We start from the raw sequence: 26323 nt of genomic DNA, 5'->3' as shown, positions 1-26323 counted from the left end.
TGCTGGGTGACGGATGGTGAAATTCCAAATGACAAATTCCAAATATTAAAACGGAAATACGAAATACGAAATCACAAATCGCAAATCGCAAATCGCAAATCGCAAATCGCAAATTAACGAATTAACGAATCAAAACACGAAAACCTCATACCCCATACCACAAACCTTCAACCTTGAATTTTGAATTTTCAATCTGAAACAAGAAACCTGTGACAAAAAAATACTTCCTCTTCTTTCTTCTATTAGCGACTGTTTCCGTAAAGGCGCAGTTTGGGTCTTTATCGCCGGCAGCAGAAATAAGTATACTGACCATTGGCCCAGGGGCGGAGCTTTATGACAAATTTGGGCACAGTGCCTTTAGGATCAAGGATAGCCTTAGCGGGGTGGATGTGGTTTTCAATTATGGGGTATACGACTTTGACACTCCCAACTTTTATACAAAATTCGCACAAGGCAAACTGCTCTATCAATTAGGGGTAAGTTATTACGAATCTTTTTACAAAAGCTATGTAGCCCAAAACCGCTGGATAAAGGAACAGACCCTTAATCTTAGTCAGGCGGAAAAGCAGGCAGTTTCCGATTTTCTTTGGAACAACGCCAAGCCCGAAAACAAAAAATATAAATACGATTTCTTTTTTGACAATTGCGCTACCAAGATTCGTGACCTGACACAAGAGGTATTGGGCAATAAACTGGAATTTAAGGATGATCATATAACAGAAACCTATACATTTCGGGAACTCATTCAGCAGAACCTTAAAGCTAATAGCTGGGGAAGTTTGGGCATAGACATTGCTTTGGGCGCTGTAATTGACAGGAATGCAAAACCCATAGAATACCAGTTTTTGCCAGATTATGTTTTTAAGGGCGCCGCCAATGCCTTCATACACCGAGACGGAGAGACTGAGCCATTGGTGAAAAACACAAAACTTCTTTTTGAAAATTCACCTCAACCCCCTGCAAATAATTTCTTTTTAAGTCCGATTTTTACATTGGGATTATTGGGTTTATTGATAATATTTTTAACATATCGCAATTATAAAAATAGTTGCCGAAGCCGATATCTTGACACTACTATATTCTTTTTTACAGGGCTTATCGGCATCTTCCTTTTATTACTTTGGTTTGCGACAGACCATACCGCAACTGCAAACAACTACAACCTTTTGTGGGCGTTTCCTATTTCAATTTTGGTGTTTTGGGCAATCGCTAAAAAGAAGGTTTCCCCGAAATTTAAAAGATACGCTTTGTTATTATTACTTCTTTTAATTCTTTTGGCAATCCATTGGATTACCGGCGTACAGGTATTTGCCATTGGTTTGTTACCCCTGCTGATTGCATTGGCGGTGCGTTATGTTTATTTGATTTATTTTATTGGGAAGAAGGAATGACATCCATCCCCGGCCCTCCCTTCGAAGGGAGAAAGCTTGATTGCATTTGTAAGAAACTTTTATAAGACTCAACACTTCGGCTTTAAACAGGAGATTTTGAAAGTGACAGCTAATGGAAAATATTCCGCCCAGTCCTCTACTGCAACCGATCCAGTACAACGACTTTGAAGAGAAGGGATAAATGGAGCGCGGTTGAAAATTTAAACTTAAAATGTTTCTTACGGTTCTATTCGTGTAAAACATCCCTCCCCAGCCCTCCCTTCGAAGGGAGGGAGCTTGATTTAGGTTTTAAAGGAATTTATCTATGAGGTGAAGCTATTCGTCTTAAAAAGAGGAACCCGTTTTGACGAAAAAATTAGAATGTTGGTTGAAAGAATAAGATTTTTTAATTGAAAATTATGTTCTTAAAATTTTGTAGGAAAAAAGGGCTGTTTTCTTACAATCTAATGACTTTGCTATGGCTTTGGTATGGCTTTGCTATGGAGTAGCCGTGGGAGAGGATTTTTGGTGAGACACGTTCCTTGCCTATATCTCACGTTTGAAGATGTAAGGCTTTATATTACCGAGGGCTGTACCGTAAAGGGAATACAGAAAGCCATCACTAATTAATCTTAAAACCTGTGTAATTATTTCAAATTGCCCAAAACTTATAATTATTTCGCTGTTTAATTCCACTCCTGTGTATCTTTACAAAAACCCATTCGCCATGCGCATCCTTTCCATACTCGGTCTACTCCTACTTTTTATTGCCTGCAAGCAAGAAAATAAACCACTCACCGCCCAGCAGATTATTGATCGCGCCATTGAAAATGCAGGTGGCAAAAAGTATGATATGGCAACTATAAAATTTACCTTCCGCGACACAAAATACAGCAGCCAAAGAAAAAAAGGCAATTATGAGCTCACCCGAACCTTTACGGATTCCTTAGGCGAAACTACCGATATGCTTACCAATAACAGTTTTGAACGTTATGTGAACGCTACCAAGATTATCTTGTCGGATTCCACTGCAAGCAAATACGCAAACTCGGTAAACTCTGTTCATTACTTTGTCCAACTGCCCTTCGGTCTAAACGACCCAGCCGTTAAAAAGGACCTGCTTGGCGAAGCCGAAATAAACGGCAAGAAATATTATGAAATAAAGGTAACATTCGACCAAGAAAGCGGAGGCACAGACCATGAAGATGTATATATGTACTGGATAAAGCAGGATGATTTTACGGTAGATTATTTCGCCTATAAATTTTATACAGACAAGGGCGGCATCCGTTTCAGAAAGGCTTATAACCCAAGAATGGTAAACGGAATACGGTTTGTGGATTACGAAAACTACAAACTGGAACCGTGGGAATCGGCAGATTTAAAGACGGTTGATGAATTATATGAAGCTGGAAAACTAGAGTTGCTCTCAAAAATTGAAACGAAAGCTATCTCAGTGGATATTTTCCAAGAACGGAAATAAACTTCTAATTCAAAACAATTTGAGCAGAACCTTTAAAAAAACCACAAGGTACCCAAAGAAGGCACAAAGTTCACGGAGTTTTCTTTGTGGACTCTGTGAAAAAACTTCGTGCCCTCTGTAGTAAAAATATCTAAGTCGAAATTATTAATGGCTTCCGGTATCCCCAAAGAAGATAGCATTCGCCAAAAACAGTTTTCCGTTCTGCCAAAAGGAACGGAAACTAACATCATCAACCATATAAACCACGCTGCCCCTGCCCTTTTTCGCTTCCGCAAAAACGATTGAATTTTTAAGTGAAGCTTTTGCGTTTTCCCCTGAAAAGCCAGAAACGCTTTCAGGTTCATTAATATAAGCCACATTATAGCCTTCCTTTAAAAAACTATAGGAATCGTTACCCAGTTTTAAAGTATAATAAGTATCTCCAAAACCGAATGCCAACGGATGGGTACTATCCAATTTCACCTTGTAAATGCTCCCTGTAATCATTTCCTTGGTGCTTTCAAGTTCGCGTTGGGCGTATGGAGTCATATTGCCCAAACTATCTTTTACTTTTTCAGCTTTTTCATCACCGTTCTTTTTAAGATCAAAACCTTCTTTTCCTTCAAAAGTAGCTACTGCATTGCCAATTGCGATTACCCTTCCACCCCTGTTAATCCATTCTTCAAGATTTTTGAAAGCATCCTCATTCAATATAGATTTGTAGTAACCATCCGGCATTACCAAAACATCATAATCGCTCCATTGAATATTTCCGATATCGTCTGTATTTATTGAAGTGATTGGGTATTTTAATTGGGTTTCAAAAAAATGCCAAAGTGCGCCGTAGCTCAATGAGGAAGTTCCCTCCCCTTGAAGCATTGCAACTTTTTTGTTTTTAATTAAATGAACATATTGCGACCCAAAATCAGTCAAACTATCTGCATAACTTGTTGGGGAAGCGTATAATTGGCGGTCCATTTCGTTCGCGATTTCTATAAGGGTTTTATCAAAATCTGGATTCGATTTATTGTCACTTCGCGTAATAATCAAGCTACCGCGACCAAAATTTTTACCACCAAAGCTGAGTTCATTTTCAGAAAAACGAACTTTTATATCTGCTTGCAATAAAGCTGAAAGAAATTTGGCATCCTGCAAACTGTTCCATTTTGCAATATAGCCAGCTGCCATTGGTGAAGAAGTGTTGGAAACATTATAATTTGGATTAGCTCCCGTTGCTGGAACCAAAGTAGTGCTCGCCACCGTTTCAAGTCCAAAAGCATACGGCAAACTCCAAGCTGTAATATCATAAGTAATGGGCGTTGATAGTGCTGCATTGGGTTCAAAAAGAACCTGTACCATTTTCCCTTTTGGCTGATTGGTGCTTACCACCAACGCACCTTTGGTATCCATTGTTCCTTTTTTACTTTCAGAATAACTGAAGCCGCTTACATTTCCGTCAGTTGCATATCCGTATTTTATTTCGTGACGGTCCAGCATTTCTGTCAGCGATTTTATATTATCAGGATTGCCTTTTAAAACGAAACTTTTATACTTAAGATTATCGTTTTTGAAAAATTTCTTAAATTCAGAATTAAGAGAAGCCGCATTTTGTGAAGCCACTTCAATAGTGGAAAGTCCTGTAGTTGTGTGATGCGCCACACGATCCACAAGGGTTAGTTCAATTTCTTCGTCATTTATAATTCCCAAACCAGCCATTCCGTGGCCCGCTTGTTCATAAGTCATCCCAATAGCACCCATATAGAGCGGATAGGTATCGCCATAACTGGGATATAGCAAATCAAAACTCTCGCGGGTAAAGAAAAGCCAGCCGTTTTTATCAAAATATTTAGCGTTATTCTTCCCTATTTTGTTTTGGAATTCACGCTGCCAATCGGTAATTATTTCGTGGTATGGTTCAGCTCCTGGCGCGAAATAATAGGGATTGTTGATAAACTGCTCGTGAAAATCAACATGTATCTGTGGCATCCATTGATTATAGATTTTTAAACGTTGTTGCGTTTCCACTTGGCTTGCCCACATCCAATCGCGGTTTAAATCGAAAAGATAATGGTTTGGTCTTCCACCGGGCCAAGGTTCGTTGTGCTCTATTGCGTCACGGGATGAATTATAGGGTGAAGCTTTCACTTGATTGTACCAATTTACATAACGATCGCGACCATCAGGATTTACACCCGGATCCATAATTACCACAACATTTTTAAGCCAATCTGCGTGTTCAGTAATGAGTTTATATGCTGTATTCATCGCGGCTTCGCTGCTACTGGCCTCGTTGCCGTGTACGTTGTAACTAAGCCAAACAATGGTTTTATCTGGGTTCGCACTCCCGGAAAGAATGCCAATATTTTTTAAATTGTCGGTGCGTATTTGTTCAAGATTTGCAAGGTTTTCTTCGGAAGAAATAACTGCATAAGTCAATCTTCTGCGTTCGTTGGTTTTTCCGTAGTCGAAATATTTTACCATTCCGCTATTTGCAGCCACATGTTCAAAATAGGAAACAACATCAGCATGGCGGGAAAATTGGGTTCCAATTTCATAACCCAAATAATCGGAAGGAGATTTCAGTTGGGCAAAAATAAAAAGTGGCATTAAATATAGAAGAAAAGCTAGCTTGCGAACCATTTTGAATATTTTAATTGAAGGCCAAAGATAGTTAAATTCCAAAAACGAAATTCCAAATTCCAATGGGTGCGTTTTGATATTTGGTGCTTGAAATTCGGAATTTGAAAACCATATTAACGTATCTTTAAACCTGCGACCCATATAAAACGGTTATTTTTGTTTGACTTTTTCCAAAGAACCTATGCCAAACCATTCCATTCCGTATAAAAACACAGGGTATTTTTCAAAATTGATATGCGATTACCTCGCTGAAGATGAAAATTTAAAACCTTTTTACAATCGCTTTCCAAACTTGGAAAATTTCAAGCATCAGCTAACGGAAAAGCAAAAGAATTTTACGGATGAAAAACGGCATTTGTTGTCGAAACGGATTATGTTTCAGTATGGCGACAATTCCATTTCGCAATCAACTTTAAGCAATATTGATTTGCTTCGCGAGCATAATACTTTTACAATAACAACCGGTCATCAGCTCAATCTTTTTACGGGACCGCTATATTTTCTTTATAAAATATTTTCAGCCATAAACCTTGCTGAAGAGTTAAACAAAACCTACCCAAAAAACCATTTTGTACCCGTTTATTGGATGGCGACGGAGGACCACGATTTTGAGGAGATCAATTATTTCAATCTATTTGGAAAAAAGGTGAAATGGGAAAGAAATGCTTCCGGCGCTGTTGGGGAGCTTTCAACGGAAGGTTTAAAGGAAGTGAAGCAGCAATTGAAAAAAGAATTTGGCGAAAGCGAAAATGCCAAAAAGTTGATTTCCTATTTTTCCGACGCTTATACAAAACACGATAACCTTGCCGATGCCACTCGATTTTTGGCCAATTGTCTCTTTTACCATCACGGTTTGGTGATAGTTGACGGCAACGATGTAGCGCTGAAAAAATGTTTTATTCCCTATGCAGAAAAGGAACTGACCGAAAACCTCAGCTTTAAAAAGGTTTCAGAAACTACGGAAAAGCTTACTGATTTGGGATTTTCTGAACAAGTACATCCAAGGGAAATAAATCTTTTCTATTTAAAAGAAAACCTTCGGGAACGTATTATTGAAAGGGAAGGACGGTTTTTTATAAATGAAACCGACATCTCTTTTTCAAAAGAAGAAATTTTAAAGAAACTGCACGAAAATCCTGAACGGTTTTCACCGAATGCTTTGTTGCGTCCGTTGTATCAAGAAGAAATTTTGCCGAATCTATGTTACATTGGCGGTGGCGGGGAATTGGCGTATTGGTTTCAGCTGAAGGATTATTTTAACAAAGTGGAAGTTCCTTTCCCTATTCTTTTACTTCGGAATTCTGTGCTTTTGGTTCCAAAAATGCTTTCTGAAAAATTGCAAAAACTCGATGTGAAAGTTGAAAATTTATTCCTTCCGCAGCACGAATTAATGACGAAACACACAAAGGAAATTTCAAAAATAGATATTGACTTTTCAAAACAGAAAAATTTCCTCAAACAACAGTTTAAGGATTTATACGAATTGGCAAAAAAAACCGACGCATCGTTTTTGGGAGCCGTGGGCGCGCAGGAAAAGAAACAGTTGAACGGTTTGGACAATCTTGAAAAGCGATTGCTAAAAGCCCAAAAACGCAATCTTTCCGAAGAACTTGAGCGAGTAAGAAATATTCAAGACCAACTATTTATTAACCAAAGTTTGCAGGAACGCCAGCTTAATTTTTCTGAGTTTTATTTGGAATATGGAGAAAACTTACTTGACATTTTGAAAGAAAATTTAGATCCGCTTGATTCCAATTTTACTGTTTTAAAATTATATTAATTCTGTTGAAAACCCTTAAAAAAATTCCACGCAACCATTTAACCAACTTATATATTTAAAGTATTTTTGCCTATGCAAAACAACGTCCTCATTTTAGATTTTGGTTCGCAGTACACCCAACTTATCGCTAGACGCGTGCGGGAACTGAACATTTACTGCGAAATTCACCCTTACCATCACATACCGGAAAGCCTTGACCCGTTTAAGGCCGTAATCCTTTCGGGCAGTCCGTTTTCCGTTCGCGCGGAAGATGCGCCCCACCCAGACCTTTCAAAAATTCGCGGTCATAAACCCCTTTTGGCGGTCTGTTATGGCGCACAGTATTTGGCACATTTCAACGGTGGAAGCGTAGAACCTTCAAACATCCGTGAATACGGAAGGGCGAAACTTTCCATGATAAAATCGGGCGAGGATTTCTTTAAAGATATTCCGGAGAACACAAATGTTTGGATGAGCCATAGCGATACCATTGCGCAACTTCCCGAAAACGGAGTGCGCTTGGCCAGTACGGTTGATGTTTTAAACGCAGCCTATAGAATTGAGGGCGAAGAAACCTATGCAATCCAGTTTCACCCAGAAGTTTATCACACAACCCACGGTAAGCAGTTGCTTGAAAATTTCCTTGTAAATATTGCCGAAGTACCACAAACTTGGACACCCGCGGCTTTCGTGGAAACTACGGTTGAAACTCTGAAAGAGCAGATTGGCGACGGAAAAGTTGTTCTTGGCTTAAGTGGTGGTGTAGATTCTACCGTTGCAGCAATTCTTCTGAATAAAGCCATCGGTAAAAACCTATTCTGTATTTTCGTAAATAACGGCTTGCTCCGAAAGAATGAATTTGAAAACGTGCTGCACCAATACAAAGATATGGGGCTTAACGTAAAAGGCGTGGATGCCTCGGAACGTTTTTTGGAAGCATTGAAAAACGAGAGCGACCCAGAGCGAAAACGAAAAGCCATCGGCAACGCGTTTATCGAAGTTTTTGATGACGAGGCGCATCAGTTGACTGGTGTGGATTGGTTGGCGCAGGGAACAATTTATCCCGATGTTATTGAAAGCGTTTCGGTAAATGGCCCCTCGGTTACCATAAAAAGTCATCACAACGTAGGTGGTTTGCCAGATTTTATGAAGCTGAAAGTAGTAGAACCTTTGCGCATGCTTTTTAAAGATGAAGTGCGACGCGTAGGGAAGGAAATGGGCATAGACCCCGAATTATTGGGAAGACACCCTTTCCCCGGACCAGGTTTGGCAATTCGAATTTTAGGAGATATTACGGCCGAAAAAGTTCGTATCTTACAAGAGGTTGACGCAATCTTTATAAACGGCTTGAAAAAGTGGGAGCTTTACGATAAGGTGTGGCAGGCGGGCGCAATTTTGCTTCCAGTAAACAGCGTTGGCGTAATGGGAGACGAACGTACTTACGAAAAAGTAGTTGCTCTAAGAGCCGTGGAATCCACCGATGGAATGACGGCCGATTGGGTAAATCTTCCGTATGAATTTTTGCAAGAAACAAGCAACCATATAATAAACCGCGTTAAAGGCGTTAATAGAGTAGTCTACGACATCAGCTCAAAACCGCCCGCGACCATAGAGTGGGAATAACAAAATGAAACCGAGACTATGTTTAGCAAATCTAAAAAAATGATTATCCCTATGTTGAAGTGTTTAATATACGTTTCGGTAACTTTCCTATTTATGGTAAGCTGTGGCTCTGCGGCCCAGCAACAGTACAAAAGTCACGCTGTAAAAAAAGGAGAAACGGTTTACAGCATTGCCAAGCAGTATAACATTTCCGAAGAAACCATTTACAACCTCAACCCCGATTCCAGAAATGAATTGAAGGTTAACAGTGTGCTTATTATTCCCTCAAGCAGCGTGATAAGCTCGGGAACCAATAATAACAACTATCGCGACCATAGAGTGAAAAAGAAAGAGACACTCTACGGAATTGCACAACTTTATAACGTTAGTGTTGACGACATTAAAAAGTTGAACAAGGAATTATATTCCCGCGGCCTCAGAAAAGGGGAGCGATTGTTGATTCCCGCCACTTCCAATAATACTGGAAACACTAATACAAATACTGGAAACACTTTACCTGGAACCCAAAAATATACAGTTAAGGCGAAGGAGACCAAATTCGGTATTGCCAGAAAATTTGGTATTACCATTGCCGAACTTGAGGATTTGAATCCAGATTTGGTCGAAGGGCTTAAAGTGGGCACTACCATAATCGTCCCCGATAAAACAGTAATCGAAAATGCTGAAATTGACGAGGAGAATTTTCAGTATTACGAAGTGAAACCCAAAGAAGGCTTCTTTAGGCTAAAAGTAAAATTTGGACTTTCCGAAGAAGAAATCATAGCGCTTAATCCTTATGCAAAAGATGGATTGAAAGATGGTATGATTCTAAAATTACCAAAAGAAGAAACCTCAATTTCGCAGGAAGATATTTCGCTCATTGATCTTGAAAAAAGGATTGACAATAAAAAAATGAAAACGGTGGCGCTGATGCTTCCTTTCCGATTAATGCGTAATGTTAATGACTCTACCAGCAATGACCAAGATTTATTAAAAAGAGATCCAACCCTTCGAGTGGCTTTGGATTTTTACAGTGGCGCATTGATGGCAGCAGAATTCGCAAAGGATAATGGCATATCCGTTACCTTAAATGTATATGACACCGAAAAGAGCGATAGTAAAGTGGCTTCCATAATTTCAAGAAATGAATTCAAAAACGTAGATGCCGTAATAGGCCCGCTTCTTCAAAAAAATGTAGAAAAGGCTTCAGATATGCTGAAAGATGAAAAGATTCCGGTTTTTTCACCTTTGAGCAACAGGGAAATGGCAATGAATGAAAATCTTTTTCAGACCCTACCTACGGATGCCGTGCTTCAAAAAACAATGATTCGTTATCTAAAGGAGCACAGTGCAGGGAAAAATATCATCATTATTTCAGATAGCAAAAGAGTGAAGCAAAAGGAAATGATCCAAACAGCTATTCCAACGGCAAAAACGGTATCACCCAGAGGTGGCGGATACATTCAAGCAAGTGACATAGCAACGGTAGCTTCCGAGGGGATGGAAAATTGGGTAATTCTAGAATCTGAAAACCCGGTATTGGTAAGTAGTGCAGTAAATGTGCTTTCCGCAATGCCCAATAATTACAAAATGCGCTTATTCACTTTACACAAAAACGATGCATATGAATGGCACGAGGTTTCCAGTATGCGACTGGCAAAGCTGAACTTCACTTTTCCTTCCGTAAACAAGAATATTAATGAAGAAGACCGCAGTCCTTTTTTAATAAGTTACAAAAATAAGTACGGCGTGCTTCCCAACAGGTATGCCATCCGGGGTTTTGATGTAACCTATGATGTACTGCTACGATTGGCTGCTGAAAAGGATATTTATGACGCCATTATGCCCGAAAGCGAAACGGTATATATTGAAAATAAATTTCGATATGAAAAATCGAAAACCGAAGGCTATTGCAATGAAGCGGCATATATCTTAAAGTATAATGACGACCTTAAATTTGAAGTAGTAGAATGAGCACCGCCAAAGTAACATATTTGGGAAATCTTCGTACAGAGAACGAACACCTTAAATCTGGGAACAAATTCATTACCGATGCCCCAACAGATAATAATGGAAAAGGGGAAGCATTTTCGCCTACCGATACTGTGGCAACCGGACTTGCAAATTGCATGATTACAGTTATGGGCATCAAGGCCCGCGATATGCAAGTAAATATGGACGGAACCACAGCAATGATAACCAAAATTATGGCAGCAGATCCACGCCGCATTTCTAGAATTGAAGTGATATTAAATTTTCCTGCAGGAATAGATAATAAGTCTCGAAAAATCCTTGAAAACACAGGAAGAACCTGCCCAGTGCTTTACAGCCTTCATCCGGAGATTGAAAAAATAATCACCTTTAATTGGGGATAAAAAAGTGAGCCGTTTTCAGTTGCAGTTGGCAGTTAGTTAGTACAATCAAAAAAATAGGTACTATTTTTGATTTCAATTTTATATGAAACTACTTTTCGCTTTTCTATTTTCTTTTTTCCTCTTTCCGCAACACAATTCTGAAAAGATTTTTTGGAACGAAAATCAAAAATTATCTTGGGAAGATTTTCGAGGAAAACCAGTACCCAGTGCAAGTTTTGTAGCTAGTACCAATACGGGTATCAGTTTTCAATATTCATACTCCATAAAAAATGGTGATATAAATGTGGAATATTCCGTTGAGAGTTTTTTTAATCCGGAAGGTTCGTGGTACATACCACAAAGAGTGAATGCCCATATTTTAAGGCACGAACAGGCTCATTTTGATATTTCGGAATTGCACGCGCGTATGCTTCGGAAAAACCTTTACGGAAAAAAATTCTCAAAAAGAATAAAATCTGAAATAGAAAGTATCTATCAAGAAATAGAACAGAAAAGACGGGCAATGCAGACGAAATTTGATGCTGAAAGCGACCATTCCCGAAACCAAGAAAAAGAAGCTTTTTGGCAGCAATATATTTCACAGCAACTATCCGAATATGAATCTTGGAAGTAAACCCAATCCAAACCACTTGGTGGAATTGGCAAACTACAAAATGCCCTTCGGAAAGTATGAAGGTTATTATTTAGCAAATATTCCTGAATATTATTTTGTGTGGTTCAAACAAAAAGGCTTTCCCGAAGGAAAACTGGGCAGAATGATGGCTGAAATGTACGAGCTTAAATTGAACGGTTTGGAAGGATTGGTTCAAAAGCTCATAAAAAACTAGCGGTTGGCAATAGCCTTAGATACTGAACTTTTACAAAGTTTGATACTTTGTCCTAGTTCCACGAGCTACCCTTTTGATATTTGGCATTTGTTTTTTAGAATTTCCCCCTTTCCTTTCCATAATAAAAATGTACCTTTGCATCCCGTATAGTTATTTCAGCAAAGGTATTCATGAGCACTACAAAATACATCTTCGTTACGGGCGGGGTTTCATCATCTTTAGGAAAAGGAATTATCGCAGCTTCGCTGGCTAAGTTGCTACAGGCCAGAGGCTACCGAGTTACCATTCAAAAGTTAGATCCATATATTAACGTGGATCCGGGAACGCTGAATCCTTACGAGCATGGCGAGTGTTACGTAACCGATGATGGCGCCGAAACTGATCTTGATTTGGGTCACTATGAGCGTTTTTTGAATGTAAATACTTCACAGGCAAATAACGTTACCACAGGCCGTATTTATCAAAGCGTAATTGAAAAGGAACGCCGTGGCGAATTTTTAGGAAAAACCGTACAGGTTATTCCGCACATTACCAACGAAATTAAGGAGCGTGTACAGTTGCTTGGAAACACAGGCGAGTACGATATAATCATTACCGAAATTGGCGGTACCGTGGGCGATATTGAATCATTGCCTTACATTGAGGCCGTGCGGCAGATGAAGTGGGAAATGGGCGATGACAATGCGCTTGTTATTCACTTAACACTTGTACCCTACCTTTCCGCAGCTGGTGAATTGAAAACCAAACCTACGCAACACTCCGTAAAAACTTTGATGGAAAGCGGAATACGTGCAGATATTTTGGTTTGTAGAACCGAACACGAGCTGTCGGACGATTTGCGAAGAAAGCTTGCACTTTTCTGTAATGTAAAAGAAGAAGCGGTTATACAATCCATCGATGCTTCTACTATTTATGATGTGCCAAATATGATGCTTGAGGAAGGTTTGGACACCGTAACACTACAGAAGTTAAATTTGAAAAATTCCAAAAAACCTGATTTAAAACAATGGAATAAATTTCTGCAAAGACACAAAAACCCAAAGGGCGAAGTTCACATTGGTCTCATTGGAAAATATGTAGAATTACAGGATAGCTACAAATCAATTTTGGAGGCTTTTATCCACGCAGGTGCTGAAAATGAAGTAAAAGTAAAGGTGGAATACATCCATTCTGAGCATATAAATGCAAAAACCATTGGCAAGAAACTTTCCAAGCTGGATGGAATTTTAGTCGCGCCCGGCTTTGGAGAACGCGGGGTTGAGGGAAAAGTTGCAGCTGTGAAATACGCCCGTGAAAACAATCTTCCCTTTTTGGGTATCTGTTTGGGAATGCAAATGGCCGTTATTGAATTTGCCCGAAACGTGCTAAAACTGAAAGATGCAAACAGTACTGAAATGGATTCGCAAACCAAGAATCCGGTAATAAGTATTATGGAAGATCAGAAAAACATTACCAACATGGGCGGCACCATGCGTTTGGGAGCTTGGAAATGCGATCTGAAAAAAGGAAGCATCGTCAGCAAGGTCTACAAATCAAAAACGATTGAGGAACGCCACCGCCACAGATATGAATTCAATAATAAATACCGTGAACAGTTTGAAACAGCAGGCCTAGTTCCTACTGGAATAAATCCTGACACTGGCTTGGTTGAAATAGTAGAAATACCGGAGCATCCCTGGTTTGTTGGTGTGCAATATCACCCGGAATACAAAAGCACGGTTGCCAATCCGCATCCACTTTTTGTGGCTTTTGTACAGGCAGTTCACCAACACGCCTCAAAAAAGAAATAGGACAATTTGACGCAATAAAATAAAAGGCGGGGTTATTGCCCTGCAACATACAATTAACGAAAATACACTTTTGGATTATTTCAAAAGAAGAAATAAAATATGGAACAAAAAAAATTCGACTTTAACTCACTTATAGGCTTTTTATTAATTGGCGGTATCCTAATTTGGATGTTGTATCTAAACAAACCTACCGAAGAAGAACTTCAAGCAGAAAAAGCCAAAACCGAAGCCGCTGCCAAACAAGAAGCGGAAGCTGCAAAAACCACAGAGGAAGTTACCCTTGCTCAAGCCACAACAGATTCAATGAGTATAAAGGGAGACTCTCTGGCTTTTGAGCAATTAAAAATCAAGCTGGGCTCCTTTGCATATTCCGAAACACTTCCTTCTGCAACTGAAGGTACAACCGTTTTGGAGAATGATGTGCTTTATTTGGAAGTGAGTAATAAAGGAGGTTACATAACCGAAGCACTTCTCAAGAATTTCACCAAGTATGATTCCGTTCCTATTTATCTTATAAAAGATGGAACTGCTTCCTTAAATCTTCAGTTTAGTTCTGAAAATCGAACTCTAAACTCACAAGACCTTTATTTTGAACCTACTCTAAACAAAAATGGCGAAGACCAAGTGCTTTCCATGAAGCTTAAAACTTCAGAAAACGGTTTTATTGAATACCGCTACACCTTACATCCGGGTGAATATATGATGGATTTCAGCATCAATAGCCAAGGATTGGACGGAATTATCAATACTTCCCAACCTATGTATTTGGATTGGCAGTTGAAAGGTTATCGTCACGCCAAAAGCATTTCATACGAAAACCGTTACTCGCGCTTGACCTATGAATATGATGACGAAAAACATTCAAAACTTTCTCCTTCGGGCGAAGATGATGAATTAGAGAAGGACGTTACCTGGATGAACTTCCGCCAGCATTTCTTCAGTTCTATGTTACTTACCGATACTCCATTTAAGGAAGTGAAATTGACTTCGGTTGATTTGGTGAAAGATGAAGAAGTGGACACCACCTTCACCAAACAATACGGTGCAAAGATGCTTTTGGAGCCCAAAAATGGCGCCTTGTCTTATGACATGAATATGTACTACGGTCCCTCAGACTATCAAATTTTCAAAAAATACGGCCGTAATCTGGATGAAGCCATGCCATTGGGCTGGGGTATTTTTGGGGTGATAAATAAGTACATCATTATACCATTGTTCGGCTTTTTGAGTGATTTCCTTCCTGCGGGAATTGCTATTATTGTTTTAACAATTCTTATAAAGCTTATGCTTTCGCCAGTTCAGTACAAACAGTATTTGGCACAGGCAAAAATGAAGGTTTTGAAACCAGAGCTCGACGAAATCAAAGAAAAATACAAAGGCAACAGTTTAAAAATACAACAGGAAACCATGAAGGTACAAAACTCTGCCGGCGCCAGCCCGCTGAAGGGTTGTTTGCCTGCATTGCTGCAAATTCCGGTGTTTTATGCGCTATTTACATTCTTCCCTTCAGCTTTTGATTTAAGGCAGAAGAGCTTCCTATGGGCTGATGACCTTTCAAGTTACGATACCATTGCGGAGTTGCCGTTCCACATTCCATTTTATGGAGATCACGTGAGCCTCTTCCCTATTTTGGCTTCCATTGCCATCTTTGTTTATATGATGATGACCATGGGTGCAAACATGCAACAGCAACAACAGCCGGGAATGCCGAATATGAAATTCCTGATGTATCTTTCGCCCCTGTTTATGTTGGTATTCTTCAACAACTACGCGAGTGGACTTTCACTTTATTACTTTGTTTCAAACTTGATTACCATTGGCATTATGCTCGTGATCAAAAACTTCATTATTGATGAAGACAAAGTACATGCAAAAATTCAGGTGAAAAAGGCCACGCCAAAGAAACAAAACAAGTTTCAGCGCAAAATGGCCGAGATGATGGAACAGGCCGAACAACAGAAAAAAGCAGGAAAACGTTAGGTTTTTCTTTAGATTTAAAACATATTAAGAAATAGATTTTAGATTTAAACGTTTGCTTTTTAAGTAAATGAACAATGAAAAAAACTGCTTTAATTTTCTTCTTCGGAATAATGCTCTGCTCTCCTTTTGCTTTTTCACAAAGTGAAATTAACCAAATGGATGCGCAGGGAAAACGTCACGGGGTTTGGAAAAAAAACTTTGAAGGAACTGATCAGCTGCGCTATGAAGGTACTTTTGACCATGGAAAGGAAGTGGGTGAATTCAAATTTTACTGTGAAGATTGCAAAAACCAGCCAATGGTCATAAAAAATTTCACAGGAAAAGATAATATTGCCCATGTTAAATACTTCACCGTAAAAGGAAAATTGGTGAGTGAGGGAAAAATGCTGGACAAAAACCGCATAGGCGAATGGATTTATTACCACGAAAAGTCTGAAAATGTAATGACCCGAGAGCAATACGTAAACGGCAAACTTGACGGAAAGGTGATTACCTACTACCCCAACGGAAAAACCACCCAAGAAACCACTTATAAAAATGCGATAAAGGAAGGTGAAGACAATTATTACTCGCCCGAAGGAGTTTTGTTGAAAAAACTGCTTTATAAAGAAAACGAATTACACGGACCAGCTTTGTACTATGATGCCTATGGCAATGTAATAATTGAAGGTTTTTATAAAGAAGGAAAAAAACACGGCCTTTGGAAATACTATAAAAATGGCAAGGTAGTTTTGGAAGAAACATATCCTAAAAAAGATAAATAAGCCTTTTCGGGTAAGTTGGCAAACAATCTCCCGACAGTTATACTTACAAAGTCTTTTATCTTTGTACACAAAATATTTATGAAAAAACGAGTAGTTGTCGGACTTAGCGGAGGCGTAGATTCCAGCGTTGCAGCCTATCTTTTAAAAGAACAGGGCTATGATGTTATTGGGCTATTTATGAAAAATTGGCACGACGACTCCGTAACTATTTCTGACGAATGCCCGTGGCTCGAGGACAGTAACGACGCCATGCTTGTGGCAGAAAAACTAGGTATTCCTTTTCAAACGGTAGACTTAAGCGAACAGTATAAAGAACGTATTGTTGACTATATGTTTCGCGAATACCAAATGGGCCGTACTCCAAATCCGGATGTGCTTTGCAACCGAGAAATAAAATTTGATGTGTTTATGAAAATTGCCCTGGGTCTTGGAGCTGATTTTGTTGCTACGGGGCACTATTGTCGCAAAGGCATAATTGAAAAAGACGGGAAAAAAATATATCAATTGCTTTCGGGCAAGGACCCAAACAAGGACCAGTCCTACTTTCTGTGCCAACTTTCGCAGGAACAGCTTGCAAAAACGCTTTTCCCTATTGGGGAATTGTTGAAACCGGAAGTGAGGAAAATTGCTTCGGAACAAAATTTAATTACTGCTGAAAAGCGTGATTCCCAAGGCTTGTGTTTTATCGGAAAAGTGAGACTGCCGGAATTTCTTCAACAGAAATTGGCTCCAAAGGATGGCATTATTGTAGAGGTACCTTCAGATTTCGAGGAATACAAATTGGAAACCCCTAATTTTACTTCCGAAGAAGAAGAACTACAATATCTTGCCTCAAAACACACCTATTCTTTGACGGATGGTAAAAAAATTGGTGTCCACCACGGAGCACATTATTTTACTAAAGGACAGCGCAAAGGCTTGGCCGTTGGCGGCACCAAAGAACCACTTTTTGTGATTGATACCGATGTTAACGAGAATATCATTTTCACAGGGCAAGGAAAGAGTCATCCGGGTCTCTACAGACGTGGACTTTTTGTTAAAAAAGAAGAAATCCACTGGATTCGTGAAGACCTCAAGCTTTCCGAAAACCAAAAAATGGAGGTAATGGCACGCATTCGTTATAGACAGCCTTTGGAAAAAGCCACAATACACTCCACAGTTTCCGGACTTTATGTTATATTTGAAAACCCGCAATCCGCCATAACCGAAGGCCAATTTGTTGCTTGGTATAGCGGTTACGAATTATTGGGGAGCGGTGTAATCTCTTAAAAAAAAATATGATGAAAAAATTATCCCTATTGGTCTTGTTTTTTGTTTCCACGCTTAGTTTTGGACAAATAGAAGACGCACTTGTGTTTTTGGAAGCTAAGGATCCTACCGTTGTGGCAGCAGCTTTAGCAGACCCATCAACTATTTTATCCCAAGCAGCCCTTGATAGAAAAACCGCTCAAGGCACCTCTATTGATGATCGCGATGTACCTTTAAACGAAACCCAAAAATCTGCAATTGAAGCCGCTACAGGTATTACCGTTTATGCAAAATCAAAATGGATGAATGCTGTTTACGTTCGTGGAACGGAAACCAATATCAATAATCTTTTAAACCTGAATTTCGTTACAGCCGTGGAATTTATGGACAAGAGCTTAAACAGACCATTTGAGACTCCGATTGCCAAAGACAAGTTTGAAATTGAAAACCAAGAAAGAGTAATATACAATTATGGTGATGCTACAAACCAAACCACCATGCTAAATGTTGATTACCTACACGAAAATGATTATACCGGAGAAGATATTATAGTTGCGTTTATGGATAATGGTTATCCGGGCGTATTGACCAATCCTGCATATACCACGCTTCGGAATGAGGGGAGATTATTAGGTTATTATGACTTTGTAGACCGAGTAACAAATCCAAATGGTACTGGAAGTCATGGATCTTCAACTTTCAGTGATGCCGCAGGTTTTCTTGACGGAGATTTTGTGGGCACTGCTCCAAATGCTTCCTATTATTTATTCGTTACTGAAGACGGAGGTGATGAAAACCCTGTTGAGGAAGCGTATTGGGTAGAAGCTCTGGAACGTGCAGACAGCCTTGGGGTTTACGTAGTAAATACTTCTTTAAGCTATCGCGATTTCTCACCTAATTATCCTCAGTATACATATACTTACGAAGATTTGGACGGACAGACTACTTTAGGTGCGCGCGGTGCAAATCACGCGTATGACAAAGGAATGATTATGGTAAACTCAGCCGGCAATAATGGCAATGAGAGTTTTCCATGGGTGGGAAGCCCTGCCGACTCTCCTGGCGTGCTCACCATTGGAGCCGTAAATAGTAGTGGAGATTACGTGAGTTTCAGTGCTATTGGCCCCACGGTAGATGGTAGGGTGAAGCCTGATGTAATGGCTAAGGGTCGTAATGCTGCTATTGTGGATCAATTTGGAGATGTTACCACTGCTAGCGGTACATCATTTAGCTCACCGATTACTGCTGGAGCCGTTGCTTCATTATGGCAAGCTGTCCCCAGCTTAAAGAATAGCGTTGTTATGCAGGCTATTCGTGAATCTGCAGATAAATACAACAACCCTACAAACCAAATGGGTTATGGTATTCCAGATTTTGGAGATGCTTTAAACGCATTACTTTTATTGGGCGTAGAAGAGCAGATGCAGGATTACCATTTTGCACTTTATCCAAACCCAGTGAGTACTCACATAAACATTTCATTTCCTAAAAATTCGGAAAGTGCTGAATTTTCATTGTTCAATATTTTAGGAGAAAAAGTCCTTCAAACAAATATTACAACTTTAAAAAACAGTATCGATGTGTCTGGGCTTTCTTCAGGAATGTATATAGCTTCAATTACTTCAAACAACAGAACAACAAGCTATAAAATTATTAAGAAGTAGTGCAAAACCGTATTACCGAACTTTTTAATATTGAATACCCAATAATCCAGGCTGGAATGATTTGGAATAGTGGCTGGCGACTTGCCAGTGCAGTTTCGAATTCGGGTGGATTAGGACTATTGGGAGCGGGCTCTATGTATCCTGAAGTGCTTCGTGAGCATATTCTAAAGTGCAAAAATGCGACTGATAAACCCTTTGGTGTCAATGTGCCGATGCTATACCCCGATATTGATAAAATAATCGATATCATTATTGAAGAGGGTGTGAAAATTGTCTTCACCTCTGCCGGAAACCCAAGAACATATACTTCAAAACTGAAGGAAAATGGCATTATGGTAGTTCATGTAGTGAGCAGTGTAAAATTTGCGCTAAAAGCTCAAGAAGCTGGAGTGGATGCGATAGTTGCCGAAGGATTTGAAGCAGGAGGGCATAACGGCCGTGAAGAGACTACAACTTTCACCTTGATTCCAATGGTGAAAGAGCAGTTGGAGATCCCATTGATTGCTGCCGGCGGAATAGCAACCGGCCGGGGGATGTTAGCCGCTATGGTTTTAGGAGCTGATGGCGTACAAGTGGGAAGCCGCTTTGTTGCTTCGGAAGAGGCCTCATCGCATCGTGCATTTAAACAAATGGTGGTTGATGCCAAAGAAGGCGACACACAACTTACTTTGAAAGAGTTGGCGCCCGTGCGCATGCTAAAAAATAAATTCTTCGAAAGTGTTATACAGCTTTATACCACCAACCCCACAAAAGAAGACCTGATAAAGCATTTAGGTCGGGCACGTGCAAAACGCGGTATGTTTGAAGGCGATTTGGAAGAAGGAGAATTGGAAATCGGACAAATTGCAGGGCTTATTCACGATATAAAACCAGCAGCGCAAATTCTCAAGGATATGATTGACGAATTTGAAAAGGCAAAGAAAGAAATAGATAACTTGTAAGATATTTAATATCAACCTACACTAAATTAAAAACCCTTCCGAAGTTAATCGGAAGGGTTTTCTTTTGAATTAAAACGTATGTCTATTCTTTGATAAGCCTTTTGGTTATTGGACCAGTTTCACTTTCTATAATTACTATATAGGTAGCAGCGGCCATTTCTGAAACATTGATAGCTTTTTCGGCTCCCATATTTCTTAAATCTACTGTTTTCACAACTCTTCCTCTAATATCAAATATGTTGAGTTTTTCAAGAGAAAGGTTTTGTGGATTTCCAATCATTACTGTATGCTTAGCAGGGTTTGGATACATTTGTAAACTTCCAATATCAGCATTGTTGTCGCCAGCGCCCAACACACTTTCAACGGTTAACTCAAATGTACAAGTAGATACATTTCCGTATTCATCTTCCGCAGTTAGTGTAATGGTATAAACACCATCAGATAAAGGTGTGCCTTCTGCAGGATCTTGTGTAGTTAAAGTAACGGGGGCAGTACAATTATCAACTGCTGTCGCTTCTCCTGTTGTGAAATAATCTGGAACAATGTAAAATAAATTACCAGCTCCCGGATCAACCGTTTGATCTGCAGGACAAGTAAGTACTGGTGTCAATAAATCCACCACAGTTACTACAGCCGTACAAGTGCTTAAGTTGCCGTTCACATCGCTCGCGAATACTTGAACTGTTACAGGCGTGCCGATATCGGCACAGCTAAATTCAGTAATATCTACCGCCACAGTAGCAATTCCGCAATTATCAGTATTACTTGCTATTACATCGTTTGGATCTAGTATAGCTGTTCCATCAGCCCCAAGTTCCAAAGTAAAATCTTGACAAATAAGCTCTGGATTTGTGTTATCTTCAATAGTTACGATAGCCGTACAGGTACTAATGTTTCCATTAACATCTGTTACTGTAAGCACCACTGTGTTATCTCCAATATTTGAGCAATCAAACGTATCAATATCCAGCACATAGGTATCAATGCCGCAAGCATCTGTGCTTCCGCCATCAACGTCTGTACCATCAATAGTTACTGTACCAGTCACGGGATCCAATTCAACTGTAATATTTTGGCAAACTGCTATCGGTGGTGTAATGTCCTCTACTGTAACGATTGCTGTACAAGTATTGGAATTTCCATTGATGTCAGTAACTGTAAGTACAACAGGGTTATCACCTACATCGCTACAATCAAAAGTACTCGGGCTGACCGAAATGGTTGCAATACCACAAGGATCTGAACTGCCGCCATCTATATCGGAAGCCGAAATTGAAGCGTTTCCTGAGGCATCCAATTGAATTGTAATGTTTTGGCAAACCATTGTTGGAAGTTCATTATCAGTTACCGTAATTGTAAAACTACATATTGTTGTATTTCCACTGCCATCTGTTGCGGTAAATTCAACAGTACTAACACCTACAGGGAAATCACTGCCACTAGCTAGCCCAGCAGTTTGTGAAACGGTTACACTACAATTATCCAGGCCAATTGCCATTGGAAAGCTAACGGCTGCGCTACACATTCCTACATCTGTACTTGCAGTAATATTTGCAGGACAAACTATTGTTGGTGGGAGGTCATCTTCCACAGTTACCACAGCTACGCAAGTGCTTGAGTTTCCATTTACATCAGTTACCGTTAAGGTCACGTTATTAGGACCAATATCTGCACAAGTGAAATCTGTAACATCAATTGAAGTAGTTGCAATTCCACAAGCATCTGTGCTTCCACCATCAACATCAGCAGCAGTTATGGACACATTTCCTGAAGCATCCAACTGAACGGTTATGTTTTGGCAAACTGCCGCTGGAGCTACATTGTCTTCCACAGTAACTACTGCGGTGCAGGTACTTGAGTTTCCATTGACATCAGTTACAGTAAAGGTAACATTGTTTGCGCCTACATTAGCACAAGTGAAAATACTTGGAGAAACACTTAAGGAAGCGATTCCACAATTATCAGTACTTCCGCCATCAACATCGGCAGGAATTATTGAAGCATTTCCAGAAGCATCCAACTGAACGGTTATGTTTTGGCAAACTGCCACTGGAGCTTCGGTGTCATTAATAGTTACATCAAAAGAACAAGTTTGCACCGGGTTTACACCATCGTCATACTCAAAAGTATTGGTGGTTGTTCCCACGGGGAAAGTGCTTCCGCTTGGCAAACCGGCTGTTTGTGTAATAGTTCCGCTTGGTGCACCAAAAATGATAAAGCCGTTCCATCTGTCATTAGCATACACCCATGCTTGATCATTTTCATAAGCAAAACCAAAATTAGTTGTAGTTAAACCTATTGAACTTGTAGCCGCATACGCTCCCGTTGCCCGATCATATAAATGGACAGATTGGGTAGTACTATCATAGATTGCATATTCATAACCCACTACACCTGTATATCCCACAGAAACTACTGCATAGACTGAACCTCCAGGCACTCCAGAAAGTGCCAGGGTACCATTAGTAATTCCTGTTGCTCTATCAACTTGCGTGATGGAACCTGCATTATAGTAGATAATTTCATTATTATCATAGTCTAAATCACCACATGATTGAGCATTGGGTTGATTGTCAGGCAAAATAGGTGTAGTAGTCCCTGATGGACAATCACCTGATAAATTTGTAAGTACTACTCCGTTTGCACTAATTCCATTTCCTTCAGATTGACTTAAGGAAGGGTTCCACCAAGCCCCTCTATAATCAAAACCACTTGCAATACTACTAATAATACCTCCTGTAGTACCATCAAAGCAATCTATTGGATATCCACCAGATCCTGCATTTACACTATAATACCTGTCTGTTGAAGGATTATAGCTAACTCCAGACCTGTTTCCAGTTCCCCCTGCTGAAGAAACCAATTCCAGTGTAGCTATTCCTGTTGCCAAAGGTCCAGAACCGCCACATCCCGTAGGAGACTCAACGGTATAAGTCACAACGGCACCACAAATTCCCGGATCATTGTCTTGGGTAATATTGCCAGGACAAACAAATGGGCCGCCACCGCCACCGCCGCCAATAACATTTACAATAGCTGAACAGGTTGAAGTTGCACCGTTGTCATTTGTTACCTCAACAGCAACTGTATTCAAGCCTGTGTCAGAACAGGTAAAACTCACCGTGGCGGCTAATGGGCTTCCAGCAAGTACTGTATAACCTCCGCAATCTACACTAACACTAAAAAGCAAATCTTCTGCATTTACCGTGGCATTTCCGCTTCCGTCAAGGGTAACGTCCAATACGGGAGCAGTTACTTCATAATCATAGTTTAAGCTCCAGCTATTCAAAGTGCCTTCATCACCTCCGGCAGTGTCTGAAACTGAAAGAATCCAATCGCCCATCGTATTTTCGCCATCGAAGATAGAAAGTGGTGAAAATGGCTGATAGCTTGGGTCTGGATACGCTTGATTTGCTCCTGTTCCATAACAGGCACTGGAGGTTGTTGGTGCCTCATCATCTAGAAGAATAACAACATCGTCCCCACTACAAGAACCAGGATCTAAAATTGTAATTACCGTTCCTGCCGGGGATTCGAGTGTAATTACCAAATCACCAACCCAAGTATGGTTAATATTCAAATCTACATTTAAATCGGTAATACTTACGTTATCAGTAACAGTCAACGTACTTGTAATTGTATTATTACTGGTAATTGGAGTCCCAGGACTAATACTTGAAGAACCACTCATTGGCACGTTTCCGGTACCCAGGCATATAATTTCTGGCGGGTTGTTGGTTACGATGATATCATCTGTTAAAGTAGTCGGTGCTCCAGTACAGAAATCGTTCACTATATACGTTATAGTTACCAAACCTGGACCACCAACGCTTGGGTCGAAAGTAAAAGTCGTACCGTTACCATCATCGGTTACACCGGAACCACTATAAACACCTCCTGTTGGGTTACCGCCTGAAAGTCCTGTTTGTATTCCATCAGAAAGGCATACTTCATCAATAACATCCAAACCTGAAAAAGACGGTGGTAAGTCAAAAGCCTCCGTTCCATCAGTTTTGCTTCCCGAAGAACCTTGAATGGCGCTATAACCAAGACCTCTTCTTGCAAAAGCTTCCCAAATAGCACACTGATTGGCCCCACCGTACATTGCCATATCTGCAGCTAGGATAGCGTCACGGCCATCTACGAAACCTGGTTGGCTAGCTTGTAATTTTAAGCCTTCGGTCACTAAGGCCAAGGAAATGTTATTTCCTCCAGTGCCATTATAAAAATCAGTATCAAAACCATGGATGGCTATAAGTTCCCAAGTCATTTCCCACAACATTTCAGCCCAAACTGAACCAACACCATGGGGAGCTACTTCAGTTTTAATATCGTCATAAGTATGTGGATTTACTCCAAAATCTGTACTGTACGGCCAAGTTCTAATACCCGGACCTCCTGGACCTTCGCCAATCAACCAAGTACCCACACCTCTTGAATCTGGTCCGCCATCTCCACTTTCCATTGTAAGCATTAAGCCGTAATAATCGCTCCAACCTTCCCCCATCTGCTCTTGGCCTCCTAGGGTACTTAATCTATTCGAGATTCCATGGCCGTATTCATGAATGATTACCATATTATCCAAATCACCATCACGTGAGCCACAAACATACATTTGCATTCTTGGTCTGCTGCCATCTCCCGGAGTAGCAAAATTTGCGTTACACGTTCCTGAGCCGTCTTGAGCCTCGGCATTTACAGGATCGTTTCCTGCACCACCATTTCCATAGTTATTGTGTTGGAAGTTTCCACTGGCTTCATCAAAACCATACTGATAGGTAACATCGTGAATAATATTTGTCCAATAGAACAAATTAGTGATTGCGGCATTTTCAGATTGATTCCCAGCACTATATGTTGTATTCAGTGGAAAATCAAAAATTAAATTTCCGCCTGGACTAAAAGCATATTTACCATCTGGACTATTATTAGCATTATCATCATCATACGCATCCACATTATTTCCGCGGGTATTTGTAAATTCTGGGGTATCATCACCATTTGTATCATGCCATCCAAAAGGTGAAGCCGTCAAGTTTTCTGGATTGGTAACCAAAGTACGAGTTCCGAAATTTGGACTTTCAATTGGCATAGCGTACACCCTGTAACTTGCGGCCGGGGGTGCTGCCATATTTGATGAGTTGGCCATATTATAGGTAATTGGTTCCTCCATAGGTCCTACAAAAGGAGCTGTATCCTTGGGTGCGTGTATATGGTTTTCGTGATCTCCTAATATATTACAGGATATAGTCCAATTATCTTTATCTATAATTTTACCAGAGGCCGCATCTACTCGAAAATTCCACCAATCAGAGGAAGTTGTTTCGGCCACAGAAAGCTCCCAAACTAGTTGGGTGCCAACCCCTTCTTTATAATAGTACATTAATTTAACAGGGATATCTTCAGAAGAAATTCCTGCCTTATTAAATACGGCAGCTTTATTTTTACCTCCAATACTTTTTATTTCTTGGAGATTTGCAATACGGTATCCCATCTGCCCAGCAACAGAAGTTATTGCCTGTCTTGCTGAAATTCCCTGAGAACTATTCTTAACGGTTGCTTTCACATCTGCCAAGAATTTGTTGTGTTCCATTATCGCATTTCCAGTTTTGTCAAAATGCACACTGGATTCGGTGCCGTATACTTCAAGCCCATTGATGGCTTGCCGTATGTAGACATGGCGAATACCGCTAATGCTACTTACGTGTTCCTTAGTAATTACATAGGAATCACTTTTTTGTGTAATAAGGTTTTTTAGCGAAATGTTTGAAGGTTCTGTGGCTAATCGCGCCGCTTCTTTTTCTTTTTCTGGGTTTTTGTGTTGCGCCGAAAATTGAAATGTCAACATGCACAACACCATCAAGAGTAGTGTTGATTTTTTCATTTTGAAATTTGATTTAG

The 26323-nt window shown here is 40.0% G+C and carries 16 protein-coding genes; 14 read left to right on the top strand and 2 right to left on the bottom strand.

Annotation, left to right across the window (positions count from 1 at the left end):
• Positions 1-209 precede the first annotated feature (209 nt).
• Together AC58DT_RS14215 and AC58DT_RS14210 are read left to right on the top strand one after the other, a co-directional pair.
• Positions 210-1391 (top strand): lipoprotein N-acyltransferase Lnb domain-containing protein, encoded by a 1182-nt coding sequence (locus AC58DT_RS14215; RefSeq protein ID WP_497217480.1) that lies wholly within the window; start codon positions 210-212, stop codon positions 1389-1391.
• Positions 1392-2097: 706 nt separating this feature from the next.
• The gene (locus AC58DT_RS14210) at positions 2098-2853 is read left to right on the top strand and encodes a DUF6503 family protein (RefSeq protein WP_497217479.1); all 756 of its coding nucleotides are present in this window, start codon (positions 2098-2100) and stop codon (positions 2851-2853) included.
• 144 nt (positions 2854-2997) lie between these two features.
• Here the strand turns inward: AC58DT_RS14210 and AC58DT_RS14205 are convergent, their stop codons facing one another.
• Positions 2998-5472 carry a M14 family metallopeptidase gene (locus AC58DT_RS14205; protein WP_497217478.1) on the bottom strand — a complete coding sequence of 825 codons (2475 nt, stop codon included), beginning with the start codon at positions 5470-5472 and terminating at the stop codon, positions 2998-3000.
• Between the two features lie 181 nt (positions 5473-5653).
• On the opposite strand from AC58DT_RS14205, the gene bshC reads away from it, so the two are divergent.
• The 12 genes from bshC (at position 5654) to AC58DT_RS14145 (ending at position 20422) form a co-directional block, all read left to right on the top strand.
• On the top strand, positions 5654-7252 hold the full coding sequence (gene bshC / locus AC58DT_RS14200) for a bacillithiol biosynthesis cysteine-adding enzyme BshC (protein WP_497217477.1): 1599 nt from the start codon (positions 5654-5656) through the stop codon (positions 7250-7252).
• A 72-nt stretch (positions 7253-7324) separates the two neighbouring features.
• A complete protein-coding gene (gene guaA / locus AC58DT_RS14195) occupies positions 7325-8854 on the top strand; it encodes a glutamine-hydrolyzing GMP synthase (protein WP_497217476.1) in 1530 nt (509 codons plus the stop codon).
• A gap of 51 nt (positions 8855-8905) precedes the next feature.
• Positions 8906-10807 (top strand): LysM peptidoglycan-binding domain-containing protein, encoded by a 1902-nt coding sequence (locus AC58DT_RS14190; RefSeq protein ID WP_497217475.1) that lies wholly within the window; start codon positions 8906-8908, stop codon positions 10805-10807.
• Positions 10804-11208 carry an OsmC family protein gene (locus AC58DT_RS14185; RefSeq protein WP_497217474.1) on the top strand — a complete coding sequence of 135 codons (405 nt, stop codon included), beginning with the start codon at positions 10804-10806 and terminating at the stop codon, positions 11206-11208. The genes AC58DT_RS14190 and AC58DT_RS14185 overlap by 4 nt, the downstream gene beginning before the upstream one ends.
• A gap of 82 nt (positions 11209-11290) precedes the next feature.
• On the top strand, positions 11291-11821 hold the full coding sequence (locus AC58DT_RS14180; protein WP_497217473.1) for a DUF922 domain-containing protein: 531 nt from the start codon (positions 11291-11293) through the stop codon (positions 11819-11821).
• Complete coding sequence (locus AC58DT_RS14175; RefSeq protein ID WP_497217472.1) at positions 11805-12035, top strand: DUF3820 family protein; 231 nt, start codon at positions 11805-11807, stop codon at positions 12033-12035. Before AC58DT_RS14180 ends, AC58DT_RS14175 begins: the two co-directional genes overlap by 17 nt.
• Before the next feature lie 170 nt (positions 12036-12205).
• Positions 12206-13825 (top strand): CTP synthase, encoded by a 1620-nt coding sequence (gene pyrG, locus AC58DT_RS14170; RefSeq protein ID WP_497217471.1) that lies wholly within the window; start codon positions 12206-12208, stop codon positions 13823-13825.
• A 99-nt stretch (positions 13826-13924) separates the two neighbouring features.
• Positions 13925-15805 (top strand): membrane protein insertase YidC, encoded by a 1881-nt coding sequence (yidC, locus tag AC58DT_RS14165; RefSeq protein ID WP_497217470.1) that lies wholly within the window; start codon positions 13925-13927, stop codon positions 15803-15805.
• A 74-nt stretch (positions 15806-15879) separates the two neighbouring features.
• The gene (locus tag AC58DT_RS14160) at positions 15880-16569 is read left to right on the top strand and encodes a toxin-antitoxin system YwqK family antitoxin (RefSeq protein ID WP_497217469.1); all 690 of its coding nucleotides are present in this window, start codon (positions 15880-15882) and stop codon (positions 16567-16569) included.
• Positions 16570-16647: 78 nt separating this feature from the next.
• Positions 16648-17838, top strand: a complete 1191-nt coding sequence (gene mnmA, locus AC58DT_RS14155) for a tRNA 2-thiouridine(34) synthase MnmA (protein ID WP_497217468.1) — start codon at positions 16648-16650, stop codon at positions 17836-17838.
• Between the two features lie 11 nt (positions 17839-17849).
• Positions 17850-19481 carry a S8 family peptidase gene (locus AC58DT_RS14150; protein WP_497217467.1) on the top strand — a complete coding sequence of 544 codons (1632 nt, stop codon included), beginning with the start codon at positions 17850-17852 and terminating at the stop codon, positions 19479-19481.
• A complete protein-coding gene (locus AC58DT_RS14145; RefSeq protein WP_497217466.1) occupies positions 19481-20422 on the top strand; it encodes an NAD(P)H-dependent flavin oxidoreductase in 942 nt (313 codons plus the stop codon). Before AC58DT_RS14150 ends, AC58DT_RS14145 begins: the two co-directional genes overlap by 1 nt.
• An 82-nt stretch (positions 20423-20504) precedes the next feature.
• Here the strand turns inward: AC58DT_RS14145 and AC58DT_RS14140 are convergent, their stop codons facing one another.
• The gene (locus AC58DT_RS14140; protein ID WP_497217465.1) at positions 20505-26306 is read right to left on the bottom strand and encodes a M36 family metallopeptidase; all 5802 of its coding nucleotides are present in this window, start codon (positions 26304-26306) and stop codon (positions 20505-20507) included.
• Positions 26307-26323: the final 17 nt, after the last annotated feature.

Source organism: Aequorivita sp. CRS11, from assembly GCF_059693805.1.
The sequence above is the reverse complement of the archived record's forward strand: the minus strand, read 5'-3'. Positions and strand labels throughout refer to the sequence as shown.

Bases quoted from the DNA above. Each gene is read 5' to 3' on its own strand.
- AC58DT_RS14210 (WP_497217479.1), top strand. From the start codon at position 2,098: ATGCGCATCCTTTCCATACTCGGTCTACTCCTACTTTTTATTGCCTGC.
- AC58DT_RS14205 (WP_497217478.1), bottom strand. From the start codon at position 5,472: ATGGTTCGCAAGCTAGCTTTTCTTCTATATTTAATGCCACTTTTTATT.
- bshC (WP_497217477.1), top strand. From the start codon at position 5,654: ATGCCAAACCATTCCATTCCGTATAAAAACACAGGGTATTTTTCAAAA.
- guaA (WP_497217476.1), top strand. From the start codon at position 7,325: ATGCAAAACAACGTCCTCATTTTAGATTTTGGTTCGCAGTACACCCAA.
- AC58DT_RS14190 (WP_497217475.1), top strand. From the start codon at position 8,906: ATGTTGAAGTGTTTAATATACGTTTCGGTAACTTTCCTATTTATGGTA.
- AC58DT_RS14185 (WP_497217474.1), top strand. From the start codon at position 10,804: ATGAGCACCGCCAAAGTAACATATTTGGGAAATCTTCGTACAGAGAAC.
- AC58DT_RS14180 (WP_497217473.1), top strand. From the start codon at position 11,291: ATGAAACTACTTTTCGCTTTTCTATTTTCTTTTTTCCTCTTTCCGCAA.
- AC58DT_RS14175 (WP_497217472.1), top strand. From the start codon at position 11,805: ATGAATCTTGGAAGTAAACCCAATCCAAACCACTTGGTGGAATTGGCA.
- pyrG (WP_497217471.1), top strand. From the start codon at position 12,206: ATGAGCACTACAAAATACATCTTCGTTACGGGCGGGGTTTCATCATCT.
- yidC (WP_497217470.1), top strand. From the start codon at position 13,925: ATGGAACAAAAAAAATTCGACTTTAACTCACTTATAGGCTTTTTATTA.
- AC58DT_RS14160 (WP_497217469.1), top strand. From the start codon at position 15,880: ATGAAAAAAACTGCTTTAATTTTCTTCTTCGGAATAATGCTCTGCTCT.
- mnmA (WP_497217468.1), top strand. From the start codon at position 16,648: ATGAAAAAACGAGTAGTTGTCGGACTTAGCGGAGGCGTAGATTCCAGC.
- AC58DT_RS14150 (WP_497217467.1), top strand. From the start codon at position 17,850: ATGAAAAAATTATCCCTATTGGTCTTGTTTTTTGTTTCCACGCTTAGT.
- AC58DT_RS14140 (WP_497217465.1), bottom strand. From the start codon at position 26,306: ATGAAAAAATCAACACTACTCTTGATGGTGTTGTGCATGTTGACATTT.